The sequence below is a fragment of the Streptomyces sp. NPDC046870 genome, from assembly GCF_040704595.1.
GTDB classification, from domain to species: domain Bacteria; phylum Actinomycetota; class Actinomycetes; order Streptomycetales; family Streptomycetaceae; genus Streptomyces; species Streptomyces argyrophylli.
In genome coordinates, this window is sequence record NZ_JBEYXM010000023.1 from 1 (window position 1) to 15,673 (window position 15,673).

Here is a 15,673-nt window from a genome sequence, read left to right on the forward strand (position 1 = left end):
CCGGCGTTTTGTGTTGGGGGGGGGGTTTTAAACCCGCGGGGGGGGGGGGGCCCCGCCCGCCCCCCCCGGGCCTCCCCCCGGTGGGGGGCCGGCCGTTCGGGGCCCCGTACGACACTAGAGGCGTGATCCGTTACGACGCCCTGGACGCCCTGCCCGTGCGCGGCGCTCTTCCTGCCCTGGCCGAGGCCCTGGACGGGCACGGCACCGCCGTCCTCGTGGCACCGCCCGGCACCGGCAAGACGACACTGGTGCCGCTGGTGCTGGCGGGACTCGTCGGAGGCGGTCCCGCGCGGCGGGTCGTGGTGGCCGAGCCGCGCCGGATCGCGGCGCGGGCGGCGGCGCGGCGCATGGCGTGGCTGCTGGGCGAGAAGCCCGGCGGGAGCGTCGGCTTCACGGTGCGCGGCGAGCGGGCCGTGGGGCGGCACACGCGCGTGGAGGTCGTGACGACCGGTGTCCTGCTGCAGCGGCTCCAGCGTGACCAGGAGCTGGCCGGGGTGGACGTCGTCGTCCTCGACGAGTGCCACGAGCGGCATCTGGACGCGGACACGGCGGCCGCGTTCCTGTGGGACGTGCGGCAGGCGCTGCGGCCGGAGCTTCGGCTGGTGGCCGCGTCGGCGACCACGGACGCGGAGGGGTGGGCGCGGCTGCTCGGCGGGGCGCCGGTGGTCGAGGCGGCGGGCGTGGCGCATCCGGTGGAGGTCGTGTGGGCTCCCCCGGCGCGTCCGGTCCGGCCGCCGCACGGGATGCGGGTGGATCCGGCGCTGCTCGCCCATGTGGCGTCGGTGGTGCGGCGGGCGCTGGCCGAGCGGGCCGGGGACGTGCTGTGCTTCCTGCCCGGCGTCGGCGAGATCGCGCGCGTGGCGGGCCTGCTGGGGGATCTCGGTGACGTGGACGTGCTCCCGGTGCACGGGCGGGCGCCGGCCGCCGTGCAGGACGCGGTGCTGGTGCCCGGCCAGCGGCGCCGGGTGGTGCTGGCGACGTCCGTGGCCGAGTCCTCGCTGACGGTGCCGGGGGTGCGGGTGGTGGTCGACTCCGGGCTCGCGCGCGAGCCGCGGGTGGATCACGCGCGCGGGCTGAGCGGGCTGACGACCGTGCGGGCGTCGCGGGCGGCGGGGCGGCAGCGGGCGGGGCGGGCCGGGCGTGAGGCGCCGGGTGCGGTGTACCGGTGCTGGGCGGAGGCCGAGGACGGCCGTCTGCCGGCTTTTCCGGCACCGGAGATCAAGGTGGCCGACCTGACCGCGTTCGCCCTTCAGGCGGCCTGCTGGGGCGATCCGGACGCCTCCGGGCTGGCGTTGCTGGATCCGCCACCGGGCGGGGCGATGGCCGCGGCGCGCTCGGCTCTGGCGGCGGTGGGGGCGGTGGACCCCGCCGGGCGGGCCACGCAGGTCGGCGTGCGGATGGCCCGGCTGGGGGTGCACCCGCGGCTGGGGCGGGCCTTGCTGGACACGGGCGGCCGGGGGGCCGAGGTGGTCGCCCTGCTCTCCGAAGAGGTGCCCCGGGAGTACGGGGACGATCTCGCCGGAGCGCTGCGCCGCGTCCGGCGCGGGGGTGACGCGTACGCCGCGCGGTGGTCGGCGGAGGTCCGGCGGCTGCGGGGCGCCTCGGAGGAGTTCTCCCACCCGCCGGCCCGTGACGGCCGGCGAGAGGGCGCCGCCCGGGTCGCGGCGGGCATCGGTGACGACCGGCTCGCCGGGCTCGTCGTCGCCCTGGCCTTTCCCGAGCGGGTCGCCCGGCTCGACGGCGGGTCGTATCTCATGGCGTCCGGGACACGGGCGGAGCCGGCCGAGGGGTCGGCGCTGCGCGGTGCTCCCTGGATCGTCGTGGCCGTCGCCGACCGGCCTTCCGGCAAGGGCCACGCGCGCGTGCTGCTCGGCGCGGCCGTGGACGAGGACGTGGCGCGGGCCGCCGCCGGCGCGCTGTGGGCGGAGGGGGACGAGGTGCGCTGGGCCGACGGGGACGTCGTGGCCCGGCATGTCGAACGGCTGGGCGCGATCGAGCTGACGGTACGGCCCCTGAAGGACTCCGGTCCGGCCCTCGTACGCGGCGCCCTCCTCGACGGGCTCCGGCAGGACGGGCTCGGGCTGCTCCGCTGGACGCCGCAGGCGCGGCTGCTGCGGCAGCGGCTGGCGTTCCTGCGGGCGCACCTGGGTGAGCCGTGGCCCGACGTGTCCGACGCCGCGCTGCACGCGCGCGTGGACGAGTGGCTGGAACCCGAGCTGAGCCGGGCCGGGCGGCGGGCCGATCTCGCCCGCATCGACGCCGGACAGGCACTCGCGCGGCTGCTGCCCTGGGCGAGCGGGGAGGCCGCCCGGCTGGACGAGCTCGCGCCCGAGCGGATCGCCGTGCCGAGCGGGTCCGGCGTCCGGATCGACTACGGGGATCCCGAGCGGCCGGTCCTCGCCGTCAAGCTCCAGGAGATGTTCGGACTGCGGGAGACGCCGGCCGTCGCGGGCGTGCCGCTGCTCGTGCACCTGCTCTCGCCCGCGGGGCGGCCCGCCGCCGTGACGGCCGACCTCGCCTCCTTCTGGGCGGACGGCTACCGGGCCGTCCGCGCGGAGCTGCGCGGACGCTACCCCAAGCACCCGTGGCCGGAGGACCCCGCGACCGCCGAGCCCACCCGGCACACGACCGCGCGGCTCGGGCGCTGACCCCGCCGGGCTCCACCGCCCGCGCGGACGCCGGGTACGGGCCTCCAGCCGGAGGGAGAGGGCGAGGAGCAGCAAGCCGCGGCCCCCGTACCGGACGGGCGCGGCCACGGGTGTGCGGGCGCCGTCGTCGGCAGCGGCTCGGGGAACGTCCGGCCCGGCGGGGAGTCCGGCGCGATGGTCGCGGGGACCAGGGCGAGCGCGAGGGCGAGACCGGTCGCGGCGGCGATCAGGGCGCGCCTGCGGGGGCTCCCGGCGGACGGTGGGTTCCCTGCGGGTGTCCTGATGGGCCGTCAGGTTCGGCACCGTGGCAACGGGCGGGCGGGACGGGAACAGCGGTGCGCGCACGAAGAAGGGCGCCCGCCCGCCGGAGCGGGTCGGGCGCCCTGTACGCCGCCGCGCGTCAGGAGGCGGACGCGCCGGGGTCCGGGCTCGCCGGGGAGTCGGCGGCGGCGACCTTCAGTTCGACCGTGAGCGTGGCGCCGCCCGTGGTGGTGATGCGGAGCAGGAACGTGCCGGTGGTGTCGTCGGCGTACAGCTTCGGCAGGGTCAGCAGGCCCTTGTCGTCCGTCAGGAGGCCGGTGAGGGTGCGTACGGACTTGCCGTCGGCGTCCTTGAAGTAGGGGCCCTTGTCGTTCTCCGTGGCGTCGTCCGCCGACTTGACCAGTGTGGCGGTGGCCGCGACCTTGTCCGCGACGGCGCCCTTGTACGTCGCCTTCACCTGGACCTGGTCGGCGAACTCGCCGCCCGGCGTGCAGCTCAGCGGGGTGTCGCCGGTACGGGCCAGGGTGTCGGCGGCGCGCGCGGTGACGGTCGCCGCGAAGTCGACGCCCTTGACGGAACGGCCCACGACGGCGGCGGTGACCTTGAAGTCACCGGTCTTCTCGCCCGCCTGGAGCGCCGGGGCGAGCGCGATGCCCTTGGCGTCGGTGGCGACCGTGGCCACGGTCTCGCCGCCGGCGAAGGTGGCGTCGGTGTCACCCGTGATGGTGAACCGGATCCTGATCTTGGCGACGGACTTGCCGCCCTTGGTCTCGGCACGGACGCTGACCGGCTCGGCGAAGGCGTCACCGGCCATGGTGCTGAGCTTTCCGGTGCCCACGCCCACCAGGTGGTCCACGAGATCGGTGGGCGTCTGCGGGTCCGTCGGCGGGGCGGGCGGCGTCGGCGGAGCGGGCGGTGTGGGCGGGGCGGGCGGCGTCGGCGACCCGGGGTCGGGGCTCTCGTTGCCGCCGTGGCCGCTGCCGCCGTGGTCGCTCCCGCCGTCGCCACCGGGCTTGTCGGGCTTCGGGTCCGGCTTGGTCCTCGGCGGGTCCGAGGGCTTCGGGGAGTGCGTACCGCCGGAGTCGTGGTCGCTGCGGTGCTCGGGGATACCGCCGGTGCCGTCGGGGATGGAGTGGCTGCCCTTGCGGTAGTACTCCAGCCAGTTCAGGACCAGGCCCAGGTAGTCCTGCGAGTTGTTGTAGCTGAGGATCGCGCTGTGCAGGCCGCTCTCGGTCGACATGTCCCAGTCGTTGCGGCACAGGTAGTGGCCGGCGGCGAGCGCGGCGTCGTAGACGTTGTTGGGGTCCTTCTTGCCGTCCCCGTTGCCGTCGCGGCCCGCCCAGGCCCAGGTGGACGGGATGAACTGCATGGGCCCGACGGCCTGGTCGTAGGTGCTGTTGCCGTCGTACGCGCCGTCGTCGGTGTCCGGGATGAGCGCGAAGCCGTTGCCGTCGAGCTGCGGGCCCAGGATCCGGCCCACGGTGGTGCCGTCGGCGTCGACCCGGCCGCCGCGGGCGTGCCCGGACTCCACCTTGCCGATGGCGGCGAGCAGTTGCCACGGCAGGTTGCAACCGGGCTTGGACGAGCGCAGTTCCGCCTCGGCCTTCTTGTAGGCGTCGAGGACCGTCGCCGGGATGCCCGCCTCTGCCGCGCCGCGGGAGACGGGGGTGCCGGCACTCGGCGAGGGACTGGGGTTGGGGCTCTTCAGGGGCGGCAGGTCCGTGTAGTACGGCGAGTTGCCGGTGGCGTTGCCGTCGGCGGCCCCGTCCGCGGCGGGGGCGCTGGCGCCGGCCGCCGTCTGTCTGCCCTCGTCCTCGTGAGTCACTCCCGGAGCCTGGGACGCGGAGAGAGCCGCGACCGCCGCCGCGGCCACGGCGGTGGTCGCCGCTCCCTTGCGCAGCCGCCTGCCGAAATGCGCCGCCATAGAGTGAACCCCTCCCATTGGACGCCCGTGCGTCCGTCTCCTTCTGTCTGCCTCGCTCTGGTGTGACGGTTGACCCGGTGCTGTGGTTGCGCCTGTTCCGCCCTTCCCTCCGTGCGACGGGTGTACGGCCGTGCGCCCGCACGGCGACGCAGGTGACCCTACGACAAGTTGCTTGGAAGCTGCACCGGTTCACGCCCGGATTTCACCGGTTGGCCAACTGTCGTTGCCCGCCCCGCCGCCGGACGCGGTCACGCATACTGGGCTGACCTGATCACCGGCGCCGCGTTCCGGGCCGCCGACCGCTCCAGGGGGCTTAGGTGCCGTTCACGCTCAGCCATGCGGCGGCCGTGCTGCCCGCGATCCGCCGGGACGGCAGCGGCCGTGGCCCACTGGTGCCGACGGTGCTCGTCGCCGGTTCCTTCGCGCCCGACATGCCCTACTACGCGGCCGGTGTCCTGCCGGGCGGGATGGAGTCCGGCGCGGTCACGCACGCGTTCGCCGGCGTCCTCACCGTCGACGTGCTCATCGCCTGGGCCCTGGCGGGGCTGTGGCTGCTGGTGCGGGAGCCGTCGCTCGCGCTGCTGCCACGGGCCCGGCAGGGCCGGCCGGCCGCCCTGCTGCGCTGCGGTGTGCCCCGCGCGCGGGTACGGGCCGCGTCGGCGGGCTGGTGGTACGCCTCCGCGGTGCTCGGAGCGCTCACCCATGTGGTGTGGGACGCGTTCACGCATCACGACCGCTGGGGCACGCGGCTGGTTCCGGCCATCGGGCGGGAGCGTCCGGCGGGCGTGCCGCTGTACACGTGGCTCCAGTACGGCTCGTCGGCGGCGGCTGCCGTGGTGATCGCCGTGTTCGTGGTCCGCGCGCTGCGGCGGGCGCCGGACGGGGCGCCGGTGGCGGTGCCGGCGCTGTCCGTGCGGGACCGGTGCCGGGCGCTCGCGGTGATCGGCGGCTGCGCGCTGACCGGGGCGGTGCAGCGCTCGGCGGGGTGGTGGTGGCGGCGGGGCACGGCCGCGGGGCCGTGGGAGCTGGTGCCCACCCTGTGCTTCGGGGTGGGCGCCGGGCTGGTCGTGGGGTTGCTGCTGTACGCCGTCGGGGTCAGGGTCTGGCGTCCGGCCGGTCCCGGGGATCCAGGGGATCCCGGTGGGGTGGTCGGTGCGGGCCGGGGGCGGCCGGTCGCTCGGTGACGGAGGCGACGAAGACCGTGAGCGTCGGCCGGGGGCGTGATCTCGGGACCAGGGTGAGGACGAGGGCGGCATAGCCGCGGGCCAGGTCGGCCCACTGACGCCAGTCGGTGGTGCGGGCCGCGCGGCCGGCGATCCTGCGCCGGAGGTCCCTGGGGACGTTGCGGACGGTCGTGGCCAGGTCGGCCGGGATGCGGGCGGTGCTTGCGTCGGCCGCGAGGGCCGGCACCGGCGCGGCGGGCACGGCCTGCGTCGAGGCGGTGACCGCCCAGACCCCGGCTGATGCCTCGGGCGTCCGGCGGTGAAGCATGCGTATACCCATGCCCGCAGTGTTGCGGCTGCGAGCGGTGGGAGGCGTTCTGGCGGGGTCCGTTCGGGTTGTGACGAATCCCTCTGGGGGATCGGCCGGGTGTTCGAGCCCGGGTGGGTCGGAGGGGGGAGGAGCGAGGCGGTCGGGACAGTGGGGCTGGCGGCGCCCGGCCGCGTCGTGGGGGGTGCCGCTGAGCCGCGTCGTGGGGGCCGCCGGGCCGTCTCGTGGGGGCCGCAACGCTGGGCCGCGACGCTAGGGGTGTCAGGCAACGCCCGGTCACGTCGTCGGGAGCCGCCCGGCCGACTCGTGGAGGACCGCCGGGCCACGACGTGGGGGGTGGCAGGCAACGCCCGATCGCGTCGTCGGGAGCCGCCCGGCCGACTCGTGGAGGACCGCCGGGCCACGACGTGGGGGGTGGCAGGCAACGCCCGATCGCGTCGTCGGGGCGACCACCGGGCTACCTCGCGGCGGGTGGCCGTGCCGGGCCGCGTCGTGGGGGCGCCGCCGAGCCGCGTAGAGGAGGGACCGCCGAGCCGCCTCGAGGTCGCCGGGCCACGTCGCGGGGACCGCCGGACGCGTCGAGGGGGTGATCGTCGTTGCGGCGGAGCTGTCGGTCCGGTCTTGGCCCGACGCCCGCCTCCCTTCGGTCACCCCCCACGCGCCGTCGGCTAGTGGGCCGCCGATTCCCAGTCGGGGCCGACGCCCACCGAGACGTCCAGCGGGGCCCTGAGCTGGACGGCGCCCGCCATCTCACGGCGGACGATCTCCTCCGCCGCCGCCCGCTCGCCGGGGGCGATCTCCAGCACGATCTCGTCGTGGACCTGGAGGAGCATGCGGGACCTGAGGTCCGCCTCCCGCAGCGCGCTGTCCACCTTGAGCATGGCGATCTTCACGATGTCCGCCGCCGTGCCCTGGATGGGCGCGTTGAGGGCCATCCGCTCGGCCGCCTCGCGGCGCTGGCGGTTGTCGCTGTTGAGGTCGGGCAGGTAGCGGCGGCGTCCGAAGAGCGTCGCCGTGTAGCCCGTCGCCCGGGCCTCGTCGACCGCCCGGCGCAGATAGTCCCGCACGCCGCCGAAGCGCTCGAAGTACGCGTCCATCAGGGCGCGGGCCTCGGCCGCCTCGATGTTCAGCTGCTGGGAGAGACCGAACGCGGACAGGCCGTAGGCCAGGCCGTACGACATCGCCTTGATCTTGCGGCGCATCTCGGCGTCGACCGCGCCCGGCTCGACGCCGAACACCTGGGACGCGGCCGTGGTGTGCAGGTCCTCACCGGAGGTGAACGCCTGGATCAGGCCCGCGTCCTCCGAGAGGTGGGCCATGACGCGCAGCTCGATCTGGCTGTAGTCGGCGGTCATCAGGGACTCGAAGCCCTCGCCGACCACGAAGCCCCGGCGGATCGCCCGGCCCTCGTCCGTACGGACGGGGATGTTCTGGAGGTTGGGGTCGGTGGAGGAGAGCCGCCCGGTCGCGGCCACCGTCTGGTTGAACGTGGTGTGGATACGGCCGTCACCCGCGATGGTCTTGATCAGGCCCTCGACGGTGACCCGCAGCTTGGCCTGCTCGCGGTGCCGGAGCATGATCACGGGCAGTTCGTTGTCCGTCTGGCCCGCGAGCCAGGCCAGGGCGTCGGCGTCCGTGGTGTAGCCGGTCTTGGTCTTCTTCGTCTTCGGCAGCGCCAGCTCGCCGAAGAGGACCTCCTGGAGCTGCTTCGGCGAGCCCAGGTTGAACTCGTGGCCGGCGGCAGCGTGCGCCTCCTTCACGGCCTGCTGCACGGCGCCCGCGAACATCTGCTCCATCGCTTCGAGGTGCGGCCGGTCCGCCGCGATGCCATGGCGCTCCATGCGGGCGAGCAGCGCCGAGGTGGGCAGCTCCATGTCGCGGAGCAGGTCTGCGGCGCCGACCTCCTCCAGGCGGCCCTCGAAGGCCGTGCCGAGGTCCAGGACGGCGCGGGCCTGGACCATCAGGGCCTCGGCCTCGGCACCCTCGTCCGCGCCGAAGGCCAGCTGGCCGTCGGCCGCCGCGGCGGGGGCCAGTTCGCGGTGCAGGTACTCCATCGACAGCGCGTCCAGGTCGAAGGAGCGGCGGCCGGGCTTGACCAGGTAGGCGGCGAGCGCGGTGTCCATGCGCACGCCCTCGACGCTCCAGCCGTGCTCGGCGAAGACGCGCATGGCGCCCTTGGCGTCGTGGAACACCTTGGGGCGGGCCGCGTCGGCCAGCCAGGCGGCGAAGGCGTTCTCGTCGGCCTCGTCCAGCTCCGACGGGTCGAACCAGACCGCCGCTCCCCCGGCCGCTGCGAGGGCGACCTCGGCGACCGAGCCGGCGCCCAGCGCCCAGGTGTCGACGGTGGCGACGCCCAGGGGGCCGGCGCCGTGCTCGGCGAGCCAGGGGGCCAGCTCGCCGGTGCGCAGGATCGCGCCGTCGATCTCGACGCCGTCGGTGACGACCGGGGCGGCCTCGGCCTCCTCCGTGCCGGGGTCGACGGCGAAGAGCCGCTCGCGCAGCGAGGGGTTGCGGATCTCCAGGGTGTCCAGGACCATCGCGACGGCCTTGCGGTCGTACGGTGCCCGCTCCAGGTCGGCGACCGTCTTCTCCAGCTCCACCTGGCGTTCCAGCTCGGTGAGGAGACGGTTGAGCTTGACGGACTCCAGGTGGTCGCGGAGGTTCTGCCCGGCCTTGCCCTTGACCTCCTCGACCCGCTCGACGAGCTCGGCGAAGGAGCCGAACTGGTTGATCCACTTCGCGGCGGTCTTCTCGCCGACGCCGGGGATGCCGGGGAGGTTGTCGGACGGGTCGCCGCGCAGCGCCGCGAAGTCCGGGTACTGGGCGGGCGTCAATCCGTACTTCTCGAAAACCTTCTCCGGGGTGAACCGGGTCAGCTCCGAGACGCCCTTGGTCGGATACAGCACGGTGGTGTTCTCGGTGACCAGCTGGAAGGAGTCGCGGTCGCCGGTGACGATCAGCACCTCGAAGCCCTCGGCCTCGGCCTGGGTGGCGAGGGTGGCGATGATGTCGTCCGCCTCGTAGCCCTCGACGGCGAAGCGGTGCGCGTGCATCGCGTCGAGCAGCTCGCCGATCAGCTCGACCTGTCCCTTGAACTCGTCCGGGGTCTTGGAGCGGTTCGCCTTGTACTCGGTGAACCGCTCGGAGCGCCAGGTCTTGCGGGAGACGTCGAAGGCCACCGCGAAGTGCGTGGGCGCCTCGTCACGCAAGGTGTTGGCCAGCATCGACGCGAAGCCGTAGATCGCGTTCGTCGGCTGGCCGGTCGCGGTCGTGAAGTTCTCCGCGGGCAGCGCGAAGAACGCGCGGTAGGCCAGCGAGTGCCCGTCCATGAGCATCAGCCGGGGACGGGAGCCGCCGGGGGTCTTGTCGGTCTGCTTCGCTGCTGTCTCTGCCACGTCCCCGATCCTGCCACGACCCACTGACAGCGCGGGCCGGACCGTTCCAGCGGGGCACAACCGGTCGCCCCCCGGTCGCTCACGGCGACGGGGCGCGCAGAGGAACACGGCGGGGTGCGCGAGCAGGCGGGCGCGGTGGGGCGGGAGCGAGGGGGTGCGGTGGGGCGGGCGCAGGGGGCGCCGTGGAATCCGCGCGAGCGGGCGCCGTCGGCCCGTGCGCACCACCCCGTGGGGCCGGCGCGAACCTACGCGGCAGGGCCCGCCCAGAAGCGCGCCTCGGCCCGCGCGGAGAAACGCCGTGGGCCCCGCGAGCAGTGCCGCCGCCTCCCGTCCCGCTCGCCCGACCGGCAGCGTTGTCAGCGGGCCGTGGGAGGATCGTCGGCGTACTTGTCACACGCAGTCGAAGGGGAGCGTGCGATGGCGACGAAGCCGCCCAAGGGTGATCCGGTCCAGGACGCGCCGCAGGTCGCGCAGCCCCGGCACGCGGCGGCGGGGCTGCCGGCCATCGGGCACACGCTGCGCATCGCCCAGCAGCAGATGGGCGTGAAGCGCACCGCGCTGACGCTGCTGCGCGTGAACCAGAAGGACGGCTTCGACTGCCCGGGCTGCGCCTGGCCGGAGCCGGACCACCGGCACACGGCGGAGTTCTGCGAGAACGGCGCCAAGGCGGTGGCCGAGGAGGCCACCCTGCGCCGGGTCACGCCCGAGTTCTTCGCCGCGCACTCCGTCGCGGACCTGTCCGGCCGCAGCGGCTACTGGCTGGGGCAGCAGGGCCGGCTCACGCACCCCATGTACCTCCCCGAGGGCGGCACGCACTACGAGCCGGTCTCCTGGGAGCGGGCCTTCGACATCGTCGCCGAGGAGATCGCCGCCCTCGGCTCCCCGGACGAGGCCGTCTTCTACACCTCCGGCCGCACCAGCAACGAGGCCGCGTTCCTGTACCAGCTCTTCGCGCGCGAGCTGGGCACGAACAACCTGCCGGACTGCTCGAACATGTGCCACGAGTCGTCCGGGTCGGCGCTCAGCGAGACCATCGGGATCGGCAAGGGCAGCGTCCTGCTGGAGGACCTGTACAAGGCCGACCTGATCATCGTCGCGGGCCAGAACCCGGGCACGAACCATCCGCGGATGCTGTCCGCGCTGGAGAAGGCGAAGGCGAACGGCGCGAAGGTCATCAGCGTCAACCCGCTGCCCGAGGCGGGCCTGGAGCGCTTCAAGAACCCCCAGACCCCGCAGGGCCTCCTCAGGGGTGCCGCCCTCACCGACCTGTTCCTGCAGATCCGCATCGGCGGTGACCAGGCCCTCTTCCGGCTCCTCAACAAGCTGATCCTGGAGACCGAGGGGGCGGTCGACGAGGAGTTCGTCCGCGAGCACACCCACGGCTTCGAGGAGTTCGCGAAGGCCGCGCGTGCCGCCGACTGGGAGGAGACGCTGACCGCGACCGGGCTCACGCGCGCGGAGATCGAGCGGGCCCTCGGCATGGTCCTCGCCTCGCGGCGGACCATCGTCTGCTGGGCCATGGGCCTCACCCAGCACAAGCACTCCGTCCCGACCATCCGCGAGGTGGTCAACTTCCTGCTGCTGCGCGGCGACATCGGCCGCCCGGGGGCGGGTGTGTGCCCGGTGCGCGGGCACAGCAACGTGCAGGGCGACCGCACGATGGGCATCTTCGAACGGCCCGTGCCGGCGTTCCTGGACGCCCTGGAGAAGGAGTTCGGGTTCGCTCCGCCGCGCGAGCACGGCTACGACGTCGTGCGGGCCATCCGCGCGCTGCGCGACGGCGAGGCGAAGGTCTTCTTCGCCATGGGCGGCAACTTCGTCTCCGCCTCGCCCGACACGGAGGTCACCGAGGCCGCGATGCGGCGCGCGCGGCTGACCGTGCACGTGTCGACCAAGCTGAACCGCTCGCACGTGGTCACGGGCGCGCGGGCGCTGATCCTGCCCACGCTGGGCCGGACCGAACGCGACGTGCAGGACGGCGGCGAGCAGTTCGTGACGGTCGAGGACTCCATGGGCATGGTGCACGCCTCGCGCGGGCGGCTGCGGCCCGCGAGCCCGCACCTGCGCTCCGAGCCGGCCATCGTCTGCGGTCTCGCGCGCCGGGTGCTCGGCGAGCGCAGCGTCGTGCCGTGGGAGGAGTTCGCCAAGGACTACGCGACCGTCCGTGACCGCATCGCACGCGTGATCCCCGGTTTCGAGGACTTCAACACGCGCGTGTCCCGGCCCGGCGGCTTCGCGCTGCCGCACGCCCCGCGCGACGAGCGGCGCTTCCCGACCGCCACGGGCAAGGCCAACTTCACGGCAGCGCCGGTGGAGTACCCGGCGCTGCCCGAGGGCCGGCTGCTGCTGCAGACCCTGCGCTCGCACGACCAGTACAACACCACGATCTACGGCCTGGACGACCGGTACCGGGGCATCACGGGCGGGCGCCGGGTGGTGCTGGTGCACCCCGAGGACGCCCGGTCGCTCGGGGTCCGCGAGGGGTCGTACGTCGATCTGGTGAGCGAGTGGCGGGACGGGGTGGAGCGGCGGGCACCCGGTTTCCGGGTCGTGCTGTATCCGACGGCCCGGGGGTGCGCGGCCGCGTACTACCCCGAGACGAACGTGCTGGTGCCGTTGGACGCCACCGCCGACACCAGCAACACCCCGGCCAGCAAGTCCGTCGTCGTACGGCTGGAGGACCACACCGGCACCGCGGTGAGCCGTCTGGAACAATCGGCGACCGACTGAGCGTTTGCTCAGCGAGCAGAAGGCGGACGACGAACGGAGCCGGCCCATGGGTGAGCAGCAGCACGTGAAGTTCCCGCAGGAGGTCCTCGACGAGTACACGGCGCTCGGTGTGGACCTGCCCGCTCTGTTCTCGGCCGGGCATCTCGGCACGCGGATGGGCGTGCAGATCCTGGAGGCCTCGGCGGACAAGGTCGTCGGGACGATGCCGGTGGAGGGCAACACCCAGCCGTACGGCCTGCTGCACGGCGGCGCGTCCGCGGTGCTGGCGGAGACCCTGGGCTCGGTCGGCTCGATGCTGCACGGCGGCGCCTCGAAGGTCGCGGTCGGGGTGGACCTGAACTGCACGCACCACCGGGGGGTCCGCTCCGGTCTGGTGACGGGCGTGGCCACGCCGGTGCACCGGGGCCGTTCGACGGCGACGTACGAGATCGTGATCAGCGACGAGGAGGGCCGTCGCGTCTGCACCGCCCGGCTGACCTGCCTGCTGCGCGACGTCCGGCCGGGCGACGGGGCGCCCGCCGAACCCACCGCGAGCTGAGCCGGGTTCTGCCCGGCCTTTGCCGGACCGTTGCCCCTCGCCCTCCCTCCCTCTAACTTCGGCACATGGGACGGCGAGGAGGCCCCCGGCGGGGGGTGGGGTTCCTGGTGCTCGGCCTGGCGTTGCCGGCGCTGCTGTGCACGGCGGGCTGCACCGGACCGGACGGCTCCGCTCCCACCCCCACCCCGGCCACGGGCTCCACCACGGCACAGCCGGCCTCGGACGCCGGCCTGTGCACCAGAGTCGTCACCTACTGGGCCCGCAGGACGCTCGCCGACGACACCTACGGTGACTACCAGTCGATGGGCCTGTCCCACGGGCAATACCAGATCCTCATGGACGTCGTGGCGGCGGGACGCTCCGAGCGACAGCGCCAAGGCGCCGACGCTGCACGGCGATTGATGGATCGTCAAGCCCGCGTGGCCTGTACCGCGCGCTACCGCCACGGGACCCCGAGCGGAGGCCCCTGGACATGAGCGGCATCGGTCCGCCGGAGCCCGGCGAGGGCACGCGCGCATGGGACGGCCGACGGCCACGGGACTCCCGTCCGCCGGGCCGGGCACGCGCGGCCCTGACCGCCTGGTACGCCCGACGGCGACGGATCGTCACCACCCTCGCGGCGGCCGTCGCCCTCGCGGGCGGCGGCTGTCTGTACGCCACCAGGCCGCACCGGCCGCCCGCGCGCGAGGACCGCGCGCACGCCCAAGTCCCCTACCCCGCCCAGGTGGTGGACATGACCTACCTGGACGGCCGGCCCACTCCCGCGGGCGCCCCGCCGCGCAGCTTCAGCTTCGCCGTGCTGCTGAGCGTGACCTCGGGGCCGCCGGTCACCGTGGCCCGGGTGACGCAGCCGTACGCGGGGCTGTCCCTGGATACGGAGCCTCCTGCTCCGCTTCGCACGAAGTCGGGTTCCGCCCGCAAGATCACGATCACGATGCACGTGACGGAATGCGAAAAAGTCCCCAAGAACGCCGGACTCCCTTTCCTGGACGTAACTCTGCGTAATACGCGCGCAATACAGGTGCAGAGCTTCATCCTGGGCCCCCGTTACGCGCAGGACCTCTCACGCGCCCTGCAAGTAGCCTGCAGCAACAAAGTGAGGTAATCACCAAAACGGCTGAGACGCCTGGATGGATCAAGGCGGGTCCTGCGGGTTCTCACAATGCGGACGGTGCGAATCCACCTGAATTCCACCTTCCACCCCACCGGGTACCGCTCTGCATTACGTCGTGTCATAACAAGAGCGTCACAGCCTCGGTCAGACACTCCTCCACGTTCCCCACACACGCTTAGAGTCACGGCCAGTCACCGCGCCTTCGGATTGTCCAAAATTCAGCGCGGCGCGCGACTCGGCCGCTTCCACGGGGAGGCGGTTGTGCCTGGGGAAAGGACTGATCGTGCGTCAACGTTCGCTTATCGCCATCACCGCCGCGCTGGCGGCGGGAGCGCTCACCCTCACCGCCTGCGGCTCGCGCGACAGCGGCGACAAGGGATCCGACTCCGACAACGGCGGCAGCACCGTCGTCATCGGCGTCGACGCCCCCCTGACCGGCGACCTGTCCGCCATGGGCCTCGGCATCAAGAACTCCGCGGACCTCGCCGTCCGCAACGCCAACAAGCAGAAGCTCGTCAAGGGCATCACCTTCAAGACCGAAGCCCTCGACGACCAGGCGCAGCCGTCCGCCGGCCAGCAGAACGCCTCGAAGTTCGTCTCCGAGCAGGACGTCCTCGGTGTCGTCGGCCCGCTCAACTCCTCGGTCGCCGAGTCGATGCAGAAGGTCTTCGACGACGCCAAGCTGGTCCAGGTCTCCCCGGCCAACACCGGCCCGGCCCTGACCCAGGGCCCGGACTGGCAGAACAAGAAGGTCCGCCCCTACAAGGCGTACTTCCGCACCGCGACCACGGACGCCATCCAGGGCCCGTTCGCCGCCCAGTACGTCTTCAACACCGCCAAGAAGAAGAAGGTCTTCGTCATCGACGACAAGAAGACCTACGGCTCCGGCCTCGCCGCCACCTTCACCTCGGAGTTCAAGAAGCTCGGCGGCAAGGTCGTCGGCACCGAGCACATCAACCCCGACGCCAAGGACTTCTCCGCGGTCGCCACCAAGGTCAAGAACTCCGGCGCCGAAGTCGTCTACTACGGCGGCGAGTACCCGCAGGCCGGCCCGCTCAGCAAGCAGATCAAGGCCGCCGGCGCCAAGATCCCGCTGGTCGGCGGCGACGGCATCAAGGACGACACCTTCATGAAGCTGGCGGGCTCCGAGGCCACCGGCGACCTCGCCACCTCCGTCGGCGCCCCGGTCGAGGACCTGCCCTCCGCCAAGCAGTTCGTCGCCGACTACAAGACCGCCGGCTACAAGGAGGAGTACTCGGCGTACGGCGGTTACGCCTACGACTCCGCCTGGGCGATCATCGAGGCCGTGAAGAAGGTCGTCGACGCCAACGGCGGCAAGCTGCCCTCCGACGCCCGCGCCAAGGTCACCGAGGCCATGCAGGGCGTGGCCTTCGACGGTGTGACCGGCAAGGTCTCCTTCGACGAGTACGGTGACGCCACCAACAAGCAGCTCACCGTGTACGCCGTGAAGAACGGTGCCTGGGTTCCCGTCAAGTCCGGTACCTACACCGGCTGATCCCCGCCTGAACCCCCTACGAGCCGCGCGGGGCGCTGTTCCACTGGCGCCCCGCG

At 73.5% G+C, this 15,673-nt stretch carries 11 protein-coding genes; 7 read left to right on the forward strand and 4 right to left on the reverse strand.

Features of this window, described 5'->3' with window-relative positions; translation table 11 throughout:
- Window positions 1-122 precede the first annotated feature (122 nt).
- Complete coding sequence (gene hrpB, locus AB0946_RS32940; protein ID WP_366764347.1) at window positions 123-2,648, forward strand: ATP-dependent helicase HrpB; 2,526 nt, start codon at window positions 123-125, stop codon at window positions 2,646-2,648.
- Here the strand turns inward: hrpB and AB0946_RS32945 are convergent.
- Window positions 2,570-2,932 carry an SPW_0924 family protein gene (locus tag AB0946_RS32945; protein ID WP_366764453.1) on the reverse strand — a complete coding sequence of 121 codons (363 nt, stop codon included), beginning with the start codon at window positions 2,930-2,932 and terminating at the stop codon, window positions 2,570-2,572. The two genes, hrpB and AB0946_RS32945, sit on opposite strands and share 79 nt — an antisense overlap.
- A gap of 116 nt (window positions 2,933-3,048) precedes the next feature.
- Window positions 3,049-4,833 (reverse strand): lytic transglycosylase domain-containing protein, encoded by a 1,785-nt coding sequence (locus AB0946_RS32950; protein ID WP_366764348.1) that lies wholly within the window; start codon window positions 4,831-4,833, stop codon window positions 3,049-3,051.
- Between the two features lie 317 nt (window positions 4,834-5,150).
- Here AB0946_RS32950 and AB0946_RS32955 point away from each other — a divergent pair, with 317 nt between their 5' ends.
- A complete protein-coding gene (locus tag AB0946_RS32955) occupies window positions 5,151-6,017 on the forward strand; it encodes a DUF4184 family protein (protein WP_366764349.1) in 867 nt (288 codons plus the stop codon).
- Here the strand turns inward: AB0946_RS32955 and AB0946_RS32960 are convergent.
- Together AB0946_RS32960 and polA are read right to left on the reverse strand one after the other, a co-directional pair.
- Window positions 5,929-6,336: a hypothetical protein gene (locus AB0946_RS32960; protein ID WP_366764350.1), complete on the reverse strand. Its 408-nt coding sequence runs from the start codon at window positions 6,334-6,336 to the stop codon at window positions 5,929-5,931. The genes AB0946_RS32955 and AB0946_RS32960 overlap by 89 nt on opposite strands.
- A 656-nt stretch (window positions 6,337-6,992) precedes the next feature.
- Window positions 6,993-9,719: a DNA polymerase I gene (polA, locus tag AB0946_RS32965; RefSeq protein WP_366764351.1), complete on the reverse strand. Its 2,727-nt coding sequence runs from the start codon at window positions 9,717-9,719 to the stop codon at window positions 6,993-6,995.
- Window positions 9,720-10,136: 417 nt separating this feature from the next.
- On the opposite strand from polA, the gene AB0946_RS32970 reads away from it, so the two are divergent.
- The 5 genes from AB0946_RS32970 to AB0946_RS32990 all read left to right on the forward strand — a co-directional run bounded on the left by AB0946_RS32970 (window position 10,137) and on the right by AB0946_RS32990 (window position 15,617).
- On the forward strand, window positions 10,137-12,449 hold the full coding sequence (locus tag AB0946_RS32970) for an FdhF/YdeP family oxidoreductase (RefSeq protein WP_366764352.1): 2,313 nt from the start codon (window positions 10,137-10,139) through the stop codon (window positions 12,447-12,449).
- Between the two features lie 46 nt (window positions 12,450-12,495).
- Entirely contained in the window at window positions 12,496-12,987 is a 492-nt protein-coding gene (locus AB0946_RS32975; RefSeq protein ID WP_366764353.1) for a hotdog fold thioesterase, read from the forward strand.
- A 65-nt stretch (window positions 12,988-13,052) separates the two neighbouring features.
- A complete protein-coding gene (locus tag AB0946_RS32980; protein WP_366764354.1) occupies window positions 13,053-13,463 on the forward strand; it encodes a hypothetical protein in 411 nt (136 codons plus the stop codon).
- Window positions 13,460-14,092 (forward strand): Tat pathway signal sequence domain protein, encoded by a 633-nt coding sequence (locus AB0946_RS32985; RefSeq protein ID WP_366764355.1) that lies wholly within the window; start codon window positions 13,460-13,462, stop codon window positions 14,090-14,092. The genes AB0946_RS32980 and AB0946_RS32985 overlap by 4 nt, the downstream gene beginning before the upstream one ends.
- Window positions 14,093-14,384: 292 nt before the next feature.
- Window positions 14,385-15,617, forward strand: a complete 1,233-nt coding sequence (locus tag AB0946_RS32990) for a branched-chain amino acid ABC transporter substrate-binding protein (protein WP_366764356.1) — start codon at window positions 14,385-14,387, stop codon at window positions 15,615-15,617.
- Window positions 15,618-15,673 lie beyond the last annotated feature (56 nt).

Bases quoted from the DNA above. Each gene is read 5' to 3' on its own strand.
- AB0946_RS32970 (WP_366764352.1), top strand. From the start codon at position 10,137: ATGGCGACGAAGCCGCCCAAGGGTGATCCGGTCCAGGACGCGCCGCAG.
- AB0946_RS32960 (WP_366764350.1), bottom strand. From the start codon at position 6,336: ATGGGTATACGCATGCTTCACCGCCGGACGCCCGAGGCATCAGCCGGG.
- AB0946_RS32975 (WP_366764353.1), top strand. From the start codon at position 12,496: ATGGGTGAGCAGCAGCACGTGAAGTTCCCGCAGGAGGTCCTCGACGAG.
- AB0946_RS32980 (WP_366764354.1), top strand. From the start codon at position 13,053: ATGGGACGGCGAGGAGGCCCCCGGCGGGGGGTGGGGTTCCTGGTGCTC.
- AB0946_RS32950 (WP_366764348.1), bottom strand. From the start codon at position 4,833: ATGGCGGCGCATTTCGGCAGGCGGCTGCGCAAGGGAGCGGCGACCACC.
- AB0946_RS32985 (WP_366764355.1), top strand. From the start codon at position 13,460: ATGAGCGGCATCGGTCCGCCGGAGCCCGGCGAGGGCACGCGCGCATGG.